Source organism: Brevibacillus laterosporus, assembly GCA_007833815.1.
GTDB lineage: Bacteria > Bacillota > Bacilli > Brevibacillales > Brevibacillaceae > Brevibacillus_B > Brevibacillus_B laterosporus_D.
On record CP033464.1, the window covers coordinates 854,010 to 865,377 of the forward strand.

The following is an 11,368-nucleotide window of genomic DNA, read 5'->3' on the forward strand; positions in this document are numbered from 1 at the left end:
TTGCAAAGAATGTGACTATATGACAAGATTACCACTATATTTTACAATAAAAAAGAGTAAAGGAATGTAAGATCCATATAACGTTATACGGAAACATGTACTAATATGTTACATATTTCGACATTGAATATTTGGAGAATGATAGATGATAACTTATATCTTTTTCGCTGTTGCTTTGGTACTACTGGGCTATCGTTTCACTCAACTGTGGCTATCTAAACGAAAAAGTAAGACAGAAGCGGAGATGGATCAGTATCTTCATGCCCTGTTAAACAATGAAGGTGAACAAAAATGAAGACAAAAATTGGTGTTCAATTTAGAAAGACAGCCAAAACAACATACGCCTTTGAACGTTTGAAATATTGTCCAAAATGCCATTCATATTCTGTCTTATGGGATACCGAATGTCCATTTTGTGAAAAAACAGTAAAACTCCTACCTATCCGTGCTGTCTCTTCTGCCACTACAAGACGTAACGTTCAAATTCGCTTTCTTTGGATTGGTCTATTTGTCTGCCTCTCCGCTATCTTTGCCAATACGCCGATGAACCTTGCACTCGCCTGTGGAGGAGGAGTTGTCCTCTTTTCACTCTTTTGGCTTATGCAGAAGCGCTACGGCTCCTATGAAAAAAACGTTCACTTTCAGCAATTGATCCTAACAGAGCATGAGAATATTAAAAATGCTCTGTATAGACATCTTGAAGATATTGACTCAGATGTGAAGGCAAAAAGATACAAGGATGCCTATGAAAAAATCCGGGAAGTTGGCTACTTTATCGACTCCGATTTGGTAAAAATTCTCAAAGTTAAATATCTCAATCGTTTTGTTCTGCGCAAGGACATGGAGCTGGAGTTAGACACATTGATCCCTTCTGATTACAATCAGAATTTTATTGAATATCTTCATGAGGTACTTAAAGTCCAACCTTGGCTAGTAAAACAAACAGTGCTAGATTATGTAATTCAACATAAGACATATATTCTTCAAAGTAATAATGGCGTGCAAATACTTGGTCAAGTAGCCGGTGCCTCCCTTCGAGTGAGAGCTCATGTAGATCAGTATCAGGATTTTATCATTGAGTTCATAGCGTATTTGCCTAAGGAACGTTTGGTTCGTTTAGCTAAAATGGTAAGCGCTCATCGAGACAGTCATTGGGAAAAATTATATGAAGCTACCAAGAAACAAGTGGATCAACATTATTCGTTCGATCCAGAATTGAAAGGATTGCTATGAAGGAATTTATTAGCAAGCTGGTCCCTGTCTATCAACGGTCAATTTGGATACGTAATATCCTACTAGTCTTGTTCCTACTAGCTTTAGTAGCAGTAGGTGTAAAAATTAGATATAGCCTGAAAAAAATCGATTTATATGAACAAGCAAAAGCGTATTACACAGAAAAAAACTTACTAGCGGCGGAAGAGAGTTTTGCTAAGGCAGAAGCCATTACTACCATTGCTTACGGCGATGAAGTATGGAGCACGTCATTGTCAGCACTAACCTCAATCCGCCAAAAACTAGAATCCATCTCCCAGCAGGTTCATTTTGCTATGCGTGATAATGATGTAGAGGAGATGCTCGATTTATATACGAGCTATCACACGTTTAAGCAGCAATCCCTGCAAGAAGAGCAGGTATTAGCAAATTTTTTCACGCAGATTTCTGAAGGTCATACAATTGAAGCTACTTTAAAAACATACTTCCTTTCTATCAAGGAAGCATATACCAAGTCTGTGCAAGCAAACCTTACAAAAAAAAAATATAGTGATGAAGGTTTTATTCATTCCCTTGTCGCTATTCCCGATGAATTTTTTGGTGGGAATAAACAGAAAAAGCAGGAGCTCATTACCTTATTTCGTTCCTATGATCAGAAGAAATTTAAAGACATAACAAACAGAAGCACCTTTGAACAAGTAATTGAAGCAGCGGCCAAAAGTCTACGTGCCTACAAGCAAGTGGATATACAAGGCGATTGGTTAATCGCTCTACTCGAAAGGTACGCAAGCTCTGAGATCAAGCGGACCATCCGAAAAGATGACCTAGACACATTTATTACGCAGGCAAAGGCCTATCGTCAGATTAATGACGTGCTAACTACTAGCTCTGAAACTATTGGCATCATTGACCGCCACCTCGCCTCTCAGATAAAACAAGCAGAACGATACACACAAGGAAATCAGTATAATAAGGCACGAGACCTGTATCAAAAGCTGAGCGCTCTTCAGGATACATCCCAGCTCGTGGCAGAATTAGAAGAGCACTGGACGAAACATGATCCAACTCGCTTACTGAAAGAGAAATATCCAGATAAATCGTTTGATTTGGTCGTGACTGGCGAAAAACGATGGGGCTCCAGGATTTATGTCGCAGGATTTTCAGAGGCAGATCGACATCTTCATTTGGCAGCAAAAATGCCGGATGATTATACTCCCCTCTTTTTAGAAGAATCATTTGAATCGGACATAAAACCAAAAAGCCTGAGCATTTCGGATATATTAACCGACAAAGAGGCTCCCATCATTATTGTAGAAGCAGAAGGTAAGGAACGCCGCTCTACTTATTATGGATTTGTTCCTGATCTATCAAAAAAAATATGGGTGAAGAGGTTTGAAGTTGCGGCAGATGGATTTTCAGTGGAAGGTCCAGGTTCTGTGGTTCTTGAGAATGCAGAGGGTAGGGGAGAATATGAAATTGCTACTTTTAAGCTAGAAGATAAAGGCCTTGAATATGAAGAGAAAAAAGTAGACTATCTAACAGCAAATCCCGAAGTTGATCCTGAAGCAGAATTGGAAACAAAACCATGGTCGGAAGCGGAGTCTGGATCAGAAAAACCATCCTCTTTACATAATGATGCAACATCAAATCCAAAAACAGACGTAGGAGCAGGTGGGTCTACTACAGAATCCATCAATGTTTACGCTGGTCCTGGAGAAGAGTACGGTATTATTGGTCAAGTCAAAAAGAGCAATTCGATCGAGGGTGTGGCTGATCAAAACGGTTGGTATCAAATCTCATTTAACGGTAATTCTGGCTGGATACGTCTTGATCAATTACCGTAAAGGAATCCTGTAAAAAATGAGTCCTACAAATTAAACAAGTTGGCGGAATCATGATTTCCGCCAACTTGTACAAGAAAAAGAGCTATGTGTTATGAATTTTAAACTGAGCTAATAGCTTTTCTAATTCTTTTACTGTTTCATTCATTTTAATAGAATGATTCGCCATCTCATTCGTTGAAGCCGATTGAATTCGAACAGATTGTACAGTTACATCTGTAGACCCAGATACTTGTGTTGAAGTAGAAGATATTTCGGATAAAGAAGCGTTTATTTCTTCTGTTCCCGCTGACATTTCTTCTGTTGTTGCAGACACTTCTTGAATCTGATAAGTGATTTCATTTATTTCTTGAACAATTGCAGAGAACGTTTTTCCTGCTTCATTAGCAGTTACTATTCCTTGTTTTGCTTCTTGTTGACCTTTCTCCATTACATGTACCGCGTCTTTTGTATCTCGTTGGATAAAGGTAACCAAATTATTAATATCACTTGCTGACTGTTTTGATTCCTCCGCCAGTTTTCTTACCTCATCTGCAACTACAGAGAAGCCTCTTCCATATTCGCCAGCACGTGCTGCTTCAATCGCAGCATTTAACGCTAACAAGTTTGTCTGTTCGGCAATGTCTGTGATTGACAACAAGGCTTTATCAATCTGCTGTGTATTTGTAAGCAAGCGACTTATAACAGCCGATGTTTCCTCTACAGCATCATGAATAGTATCCATTTGAGTAATAAATTGTTCCACTACTTGGCTACCCTCTCTTGCCTGCTCCACTGTAGTTATTGCTAATTCTGCAACAGTAGACGCAGACTCGGCAACTCTCTGTACCCCAGTTGACATCTCGTCCATAGCCTTAGCACTTTCTTGTATACTAAACATTTGTCTTTGTACTTGCTGGTTAACTTCATCAATTGTTTCCACAGCATTACTAGAAATAGTAGAAACGTTTTGTGTTTCATGTAGCATATTGTCTGTTGAAGTCATTACCGTTTGTGTTGTTGCTTGTACTTTCCCCATCAATTCCTGAAGATTCTCTAACATACCATTGAATGAAGTAACAATACTTCCCATCTCATCGTTTGAATCGTAAGAGGTGCGAATTGTTAAATCTCCTTGAGCTACTTGTTTCATATCTGTTTCTAGTAAATCAATAGGATGCCTAATGGATTTACTAATGATATACCCTATAATACTAATAAAGATAACAACTAGTAAGGCAACAAAAGCAAACAAGAGAATAGTATAATTGGCTTCCACGTAATTATCTTTTTGGAGCTTATCTGCTCTTTCTTGCAGATTTGTAAGTAATTTATGGAGAGAGGTAATCGCTTCTTGTCTGGCAGGCTGAAGTTCAGACAAATAGTAGGTATAAGCTTCTGCATTTTTATTTTGACTAGCTAGTAAAATGGATTTGCTTGTAAGATCATGTAGCTGGTCGAAATTTTTGCTAAAACTATCGTACAATTCTTTTTCTTCCACTGGAAGTTTGGTGCTTTCTATTTTTTTGATTAAATCATCATTCTCTTTTCGTAATTCCTTAATGATTGCATCAAGTTGATTGTTTCTTTTTTCATCAGTGGTAATCATATATTCCAATACATCCATATGAACCCTGAAGAAATTAGATTCTAAATCTCCTAACCACTGTATTGGCAGTAAGCAATCTTCATACATTCCTAAAGCTGCTTCATCTCCCTTTTTAAGCCCGTTATAACCTAGTGTGGATAAGGCAACAAAAGATAATATGGAAGTTAAGATGATAAGTAATAATTTTGTTCTTATTTTTACGTTCTTAAATAACCGCATCGAGTCCTCCTTATAGGAAATTTTTCTAATTTATTATATAACGTGCCGAGATAAAACGATACTTAATTTAAAATATTTGATGAATTTTGTCGAAAGCACTAAAATAATGGCGATATTAATAAAAATTAACAAATGAAAGAACATGGTCAGTCGTGTTATTAATATGAAATCGAGACAGAATTTATCTGTATCTACTCAAGATAGTACAACATCGCTATCAAGCTAAGAAATTTGTATCCTTATAATCAAAAAACACTATTCTTTTTTAGAAATATACAGGAAGAATGACGTTTTATAATAGAATTGTATTCTACACAACAATAAATTAACGTTGATGTTTACAAATGTGCATATACATTTGAAGCCTAATAGCTTTTTTGCTACTAGGCCTAAATGATCACATATGTCAATTATGCTTACCGTTTACCCTTGTAACCTTTTATTAGTAAAAAATACCAAAAACCAATCTCAGCTAATGCAGTAATACCAAATATAGGCCAAATTTTCCCTGAGCAAAGCTCTCTATAGAAAAATTCAAGTTCATTGCCATATCCCCTTGCCAATGAATTCAAAAAGAAAACAACTGGAGCTAGTATGGTAAAAACAAGCGTAATGACAGAAAAAAGGATATGCTTTTTCTTAATCATGCAAACAATTGTAAGTATGATAGTTACTAAAATGAATAGGTAGTAAAAAATCCAAAACCAGAGTGGCATTGTCCCCATAAAAATTTGCTCCCTTCCAGTATCTAAATAGTATGTATTTTAACTATTCTGGTAAATAATCTATGTTACACTCTTGATGGTTTTCTCGATAAGATCGTCTAACTGGTAATCATAAAATCTTGAACCTTGATGTCCTCCTTGGGCAAATTAAATAATTGTTCAATCCTTAATGTGTTTGCATCAATGATACTAAATTTTCCTCCTATCTCAGAATCGTTCTTTATTTGTGATAAAACAAAAATTTTGTCTTTAATTAACTGTGATTTCATTAAAGGTATATCAAAACTCAGGTTATTTTTTACAGAAAAGTGATCATCAAGAACCAACAAACCAAAGTTTCCATTATAATCCGCATATGTTAGGTAGATTGTATCCGTTTGATAAAAAAACATTTTATCGGCTACTGCTACTTCAGAGGGATATTTATTATACATGATGTTTCCTGAATTTATATTTAGTATAGTTAAACTTTCTTTCGTATTAAGTAATAAAAAATCCTTTACTCTTAACATCTCGCTTGCTCCATCATTAACTTGGTAGACTTGATCAATGTTCCCCTTATGTCTGTTAATAACATGAACCTCGTTATGCTCTGTTTCCACATTGTAAATAAGAACAAATATATTCTGGTTATCGTAGATTGCATTATTTATAAACGAGGGTAATGTAATACTGTATTCCTTTTTATAAATTCGATCAGTTACTTTAAAAACATTATCCGAAATATTTGTGTTAAAACTCTCCACTTCAATATCCTTTTCTTTTATAAAAAAAGTATAGGGAGCATTGAGTTTTTGTTCAGTTACTTCGAAATTATTATTAACAATGTAATATTTTGAGACATGTTCAGCTGGTAACATCAGATTATTATCAGAATTTTTCCCCATAATAGGAGTATCACTAATTTTTAGTGTTACTTTATCGTATGATTTCCCATCATTTGTCGCCACAATATGACTTTTATCCTTAAATGGGTTTGAATATAAAAACAAGTATTGGTAATCGCTTACTTTGTAATCTGTAGTAATATTTTTGACGTATAGGGCTACACCCACAGAAGCAATAATTAGTAATACTGTACCCCAAAGTAATTTCTTCTTTGTTCCAATCATGCAAGTCACCTTTTTCCATAAATCAATTTTCATAAAAAGACTGTAAAGAACTGCTTATTCTTAGAAATGATAAAGCCAATACACTTTCGTTAATGAGGAAAAGAGTGTGCAGGACACACTCTTTTCCTCATTAATATTCTACAGTATTTTTTGAATTTTCAATATCTGCTGGAGTTACAGTAAAACCTCCATCTGCATCAACATCGAAACCTTGTTCATCCCATGCCTTCCAGACTAATTTAGAACAATAGTAAGAAGATGTAAAATGTTTGGCTACATCCAATTTGTATGGTTTCCCTTTCTCCCCATATGCAAATTTTTGAGCATTGATATAATCTGTATCATCAGCACCTTTGACGTATAACTTAAGTGCTGAATCAAATCGATTTCCCCAGTTGTTTTTATAGTTACGTACACCTTCTTCTGGCCAAGCTTCTACAATGTAGTCATTATTTTTTCTCACGATTGCAGCATGTCCATGTCTCCACATAGAAGTTTTATTATCATATGTAATTAATATATCCCCCACAGTACCCATTCTTCCGCTAGAGGCCAATGCTTGTACCTTCTGTTGTTCTTCTTGAATTTGCTTATACTTTTCCGGTGCATTTTTTTTCAGATCATTCAGGCTCGTTTCTTCTGCTACCATACTATGGAGTTTGCCTTGCAGTGCTTTTGTTCTAGCTACTTCAGTCTCTTCAATTTTTCTCTCCAACTCAGCTTGAATTTCAGGTGAGGACATGTCCAGATAGCCTTCTTCTAATTCTTGAGAAGCCTGAGTAAGCGTTGGAACTGCAGAAACAGTTAATGCGGCTATTGCAAGGAACAAAATAATCTTTTTAATTTTCAAAAAAACACTCCTTTTTTTAAAATATAAATACTAACTAGTCAGTATTTATATTATATTTATAGTATAAGTTATGTTTAAAATCAACCATTTTTTTCTATAGGAGGTAATTATAGTTAATGAATACAGAAAACAAGCATAAATTAAAAAGCCAAGAATCTTATAAGAAAATTATAGAGGCATCTTTTAAAGTTTTCGCTCAACATGGTTTTGATAAAACTTCAATTGACTTAATAGCAAAAGAGGCAGGATATACAAAAGGAACATTTTATTTACACTTTACCAGCAAAGAGGAGTTTTTTTTGAGACTAATGGAAACCAGGTTAGAGAAATATAAGCAGCAATATGAACCTTTACTAAATTCAAATGATTCAATGGAGAATTTAATTAAACAAGGAATAGATATTTTTTACAAGGTAAGCTCAGAAGACAATTGGATACCTATTTTTTTCGAATTCTGTGCTAATGCGATTAGAAACGAAAAATTAAAGGAAGGAATGTCTACGTACTATAAAGGATGGGTTAATTTAATTGCTTCCGTTCTGCAAAAAGGAGTAATGACTAATCAACTACCTAAAGATTTAAATGTTAACGAAATGGCTGCTGTAATTATTGGGTTACTTGATGGACGAAATTTACAAAGAAATTTTGTTCATAATAACATCGACCAGAATAAAATGGAGCAAATTATAAAACGAGTAATCGGCCTACCAGCATGAAAAGACCTAAATTATTTTCATTCCAAGAAACATTAAATTAAGTTGCTGATAATTACCTTCCACCTACGCTACTCACACTTTTTTGAGTAGGAGACTTTTTCAAATGAAAGATAAGAGCTGTTCCATTACATCTCAATCAAGCTATAGGGAGTGCAAAAAATAGCCGGTTTTCCATCATACTAATGGCGAACCGGCTATTTTTATATAATTCAAAATCACCTGGTTCCTCATAATATCCGCCTCCACGGTAATGATTTATCCACCCGCCCAAAATCGGCATGCTTTTTTTAGACCGTGTCCTATACAAAGAACACACCAGCACCAGCTTTGTTATAGTTAAAACCACAGTAAGTTACTTGGTAATCAGTTTATTCTCTTTCGATTTGAGCCATTCTCTCTGCCGACTTCTCGATGAAATGCATCGGGTCGGCGGTTCCGCTGTCGGCATAAAAACAAAGCGCTTTTTACAAGAAGTGCCTCCAGAGGAGATCGAAAAAAGTAATTTGTACAAAATCCCACTTTTTGATATTCCGCTGGAAACGCCTGCAAGCATACGATGCGTATAATGATATGTTTCTGCTTGAGCGAGTTGGTCAAGCCGATGAAGTAGCTCATTCGGTTATCTATTTAATGACCAATTCTTACACAACAGGTAGCACGCTTTTCCCAGATGGGGGCTACATTTTACGTTAAACATTAGTGAAATTCGTTGAAAAGAGCGCTGAACGAGGCAGATAATTTCCTTTCTCTCTTATACAATGATCCAATACAAAAGGATCGTACAAAAAAATGGACAGGGAATTTTTCCTGTCCATTTTCTTACTATACGTATTTCATTATTATTTTTCTTGCTACAATTATTTTCCTCGCAACAATCATTTCTCATTTGTCTTCTGTTGGCATAGGCAATGGTACTCTCCAATTCAGGTCATAACGCTTTTCAGCCAACTCTGAAGTAAGGCTGAGCTTTTGCGGGAATTCTTTCATTTCATAACTCTGCAATTTCATTCGGATATGATTTCTGCCTTGCTCATCCTTTCCTATCATTTTAAAATTTCCACCTGTATCCTCATATATTTTGCCCTTCTCATCTTTTATCGTCCAACCAAAGCGATTAATAATTTTATCTGTATCATCATCCACTATAATCGTATCTCCTATATTAATATATGATACACCCTTTACATAAACATCTAGTGTAATAGTAGCATGCTTCTCATCCTTTGGAGATGCTTCATTTAAAGGTTCGTCAAAGGTTACTGACTTAATCTCAATTGTTTTGCCATCCTTATCTACTCTTGCAGGTTTATCAGCAAGCTGCTTCGGCTCAAATGATATGTCCAGCTTATATGGTTCTGTTTTTACTAAGGAATCCAATACTAGTGTATATTGATGATCAGGAGACAGAGGAGCAAATCCGTACTTCCGTATAGAATGACCATATTGATCTATTGTCTTGCTTGGAGTAGCAATCTCCCTAGTTAGATCCTTTACTTCCTCTCCCTTTTCATTTTCAACATGATAATTCAATTTATAATCATCATAGCGAACATAAGGGGCAGCTGAAGCTATTTTTCCTTTCACTTGTTTGCTTTCCTGGACTAATCTTTTCTTTGCCTCTTCCGTCCATTTTGTTTCATATTCGACACGCGCAGCAGTCGGTGAATACATAATACTGTTTAGATTGATTTGCAGTCCCTGTGGCGTGGTATACGTCTCATTCATTGGTAGCACCTTTGAAGCCGTAATTGATTTTTCTAAATCAAAAGGAATCTTTAAGGACCAATTCCCCTTAACAGAGTCGATCTGATCTCCCTCGAACTGTAATAAAAGCTTCTGTTCTTTTGTTTCCCCTGGGTTTTTTAGAGTGAGATATCCATATTTCTCATCGTTACGATCCATCCCATACATTCTGGTTTCTTTAATTACATTCCCTTTCAAATCTGTTACCTCTACTTTACTTATATCAAGCTTATCCGGATGAATAAAGTTATTCTGCTGATCCTTGATCGAATATACGGCCACAATTCTCATTGGGTCAGCCAATATCTCCTTTATTTCAACAGTATAGCCCTGATCCGTAACAGAGGCATTTACCTTCTGTGAAAAGCCCTCCTGTGCTGCATATTGCAGTTCTTTATCAGAACTGCCTTCAAATAACGATTTAACATAGGCAGCAAAGGTAGGTGATACATATGAACCCACCGATACCGTTAAAAGCAGAGCGCAGCTTATTGAGACTGGAAATACCAAAGTACCTAGTAGACGCGACCTTTTTCTTTTATAGGCTACCGCTTGGTCAGGCATCACAAAAGTAGGCTGATCTAATTCCCCAGCTACTTTTTTTAGAGCTTGTGCAATCTGTTGGTCAAGATTAGTCATGCATGATCACTCCCATCTCGGTAATTACCTGTGTTTCTTTTTCTACTTGTATTTTTTCAGCGATTAACCTTCTTGCCTTATGTAGCCTTGACTTTACCGTTCCCTCAAACACACCAAGGATTTTTGCGATTTCAGCTATACTAAACTCTTCGTAATAGTAAAGAACAATTGCAGAACGATGCTTCGGCTTCATCGTCTGGATCGCTCGCCAAATCTGTTGCTCTGTCTCCTTTTGGAGAATATTCTCCAACGGACTTTGGCCAGGATCAATGTAGTCTGCGTATTCTTCCGTTTTTTTCTTTCTACGCACCATATTAAGCGCCCGATGCGTCACAATTTTCATAAACCACGCTCGAAATGATGTCCCTTTTCGTTCATCATACCGATAAAGTGATTGATATGCCTCCCACAGTGCTTCTTGAACGGCATCCTGAGCTAGATGGTAATCGTGGACGATCAAAAAAGCGACTCGAAATGCCGTAGTTAAGTGAGGTTGAACAAGCATTTCAAAACTAACTGACCCTCCTTCTCTAGCTTCTGGAAAATGCTGATTTTCCTTCACGTAAAAAACCCTCCTCGTTTTCCCTGTCACTCCTTATTCACCATCTCTCATGTTTTGGTTCAAAAAAAGAGGAAAATATCTTTTTACATGTGTACAGTCCAACTATGTTTATATTTTACTACCTATGGATTACACCCACCTTTAGTTTGACAGCTGTCTAC

General features: G+C 36.2%; 9 protein-coding genes and 2 pseudogenes. 5 read left to right on the plus strand and 6 right to left on the minus strand.

The annotated features are described in order from the left end of the window. Positions 1–291 precede the first annotated feature (291 nt). Both EEL30_05200 and EEL30_05205 read left to right on the plus strand, forming a co-directional pair. A complete protein-coding gene (locus tag EEL30_05200; protein ID QDX91819.1) occupies positions 292–1,233 on the plus strand; it encodes a hypothetical protein in 942 nt (313 codons plus the stop codon). After that, complete coding sequence (locus tag EEL30_05205) at positions 1,230–3,056, plus strand: SH3 domain-containing protein (protein ID QDX91820.1); 1,827 nt, start codon at positions 1,230–1,232, stop codon at positions 3,054–3,056. Before EEL30_05200 ends, EEL30_05205 begins: the two co-directional genes overlap by 4 nt. An 82-nt stretch (positions 3,057–3,138) precedes the next feature. On the opposite strand, the gene EEL30_05210 is transcribed toward EEL30_05205, so the two are convergent. The 4 genes from EEL30_05210 to EEL30_05225 form a co-directional block, all read right to left on the minus strand. Then, positions 3,139–4,860, minus strand: a complete 1,722-nt coding sequence (locus EEL30_05210; GenBank protein ID QDX91821.1) for a methyl-accepting chemotaxis protein — start codon at positions 4,858–4,860, stop codon at positions 3,139–3,141. A 416-nt stretch (positions 4,861–5,276) separates the two neighbouring features. Further along, positions 5,277–5,585: a hypothetical protein gene (locus EEL30_05215; protein ID QDX91822.1), complete on the minus strand. Its 309-nt coding sequence runs from the start codon at positions 5,583–5,585 to the stop codon at positions 5,277–5,279. A 98-nt stretch (positions 5,586–5,683) separates the two neighbouring features. Beyond that, positions 5,684–6,697: a hypothetical protein gene (locus EEL30_05220; GenBank protein ID QDX91823.1), complete on the minus strand. Its 1,014-nt coding sequence runs from the start codon at positions 6,695–6,697 to the stop codon at positions 5,684–5,686. 130 nt (positions 6,698–6,827) lie between these two features. Continuing rightward, the gene (locus EEL30_05225) at positions 6,828–7,547 is read right to left on the minus strand and encodes a distant relative of cell wall-associated hydrolase-like protein (protein ID QDX91824.1); all 720 of its coding nucleotides are present in this window, start codon (positions 7,545–7,547) and stop codon (positions 6,828–6,830) included. 116 nt (positions 7,548–7,663) lie between these two features. On the opposite strand from EEL30_05225, the gene EEL30_05230 reads away from it, so the two are divergent. From EEL30_05230 to EEL30_05240, 3 genes and pseudogenes are all read left to right on the plus strand, one after another. Continuing rightward, positions 7,664–8,263 carry a TetR/AcrR family transcriptional regulator gene (locus EEL30_05230; protein ID QDX91825.1) on the plus strand — a complete coding sequence of 200 codons (600 nt, stop codon included), beginning with the start codon at positions 7,664–7,666 and terminating at the stop codon, positions 8,261–8,263. A 395-nt stretch (positions 8,264–8,658) separates the two neighbouring features. Next, positions 8,659–8,748 (plus strand): annotated as a pseudogene (locus EEL30_05235) (polyketide synthase regulator). Between the two features lie 52 nt (positions 8,749–8,800). Further along, a pseudogene (locus EEL30_05240) lies at positions 8,801–8,956 on the plus strand (dehydrogenase). 189 nt (positions 8,957–9,145) lie between these two features. Here the strand turns inward: EEL30_05240 and EEL30_05245 are convergent. Both EEL30_05245 and EEL30_05250 read right to left on the minus strand, forming a co-directional pair. Beyond that, positions 9,146–10,645, minus strand: coding sequence for a DUF4179 domain-containing protein (locus EEL30_05245; protein QDX91826.1), 1,500 nt, complete (start codon positions 10,643–10,645; stop codon positions 9,146–9,148). Further along, positions 10,638–11,207: an RNA polymerase sigma factor gene (locus EEL30_05250; protein ID QDX91827.1), complete on the minus strand. Its 570-nt coding sequence runs from the start codon at positions 11,205–11,207 to the stop codon at positions 10,638–10,640. The genes EEL30_05245 and EEL30_05250 overlap by 8 nt, the downstream gene beginning before the upstream one ends. Between the last annotated feature and the right edge of the window lie 161 nt (positions 11,208–11,368).

Coding starts and splice junctions, on each gene's coding strand:
- EEL30_05215 (QDX91822.1), bottom strand. CDS start 5,585: ATGGGGACAATGCCACTCTGGTTTTGGATTTTTTACTACCTATTCATT.
- EEL30_05210 (QDX91821.1), bottom strand. CDS start 4,860: ATGCGGTTATTTAAGAACGTAAAAATAAGAACAAAATTATTACTTATC.
- EEL30_05220 (QDX91823.1), bottom strand. CDS start 6,697: ATGATTGGAACAAAGAAGAAATTACTTTGGGGTACAGTATTACTAATT.
- EEL30_05245 (QDX91826.1), bottom strand. CDS start 10,645: ATGACTAATCTTGACCAACAGATTGCACAAGCTCTAAAAAAAGTAGCT.
- EEL30_05200 (QDX91819.1), top strand. CDS start 292: ATGAAGACAAAAATTGGTGTTCAATTTAGAAAGACAGCCAAAACAACA.
- EEL30_05230 (QDX91825.1), top strand. CDS start 7,664: ATGAATACAGAAAACAAGCATAAATTAAAAAGCCAAGAATCTTATAAG.
- EEL30_05205 (QDX91820.1), top strand. CDS start 1,230: ATGAAGGAATTTATTAGCAAGCTGGTCCCTGTCTATCAACGGTCAATT.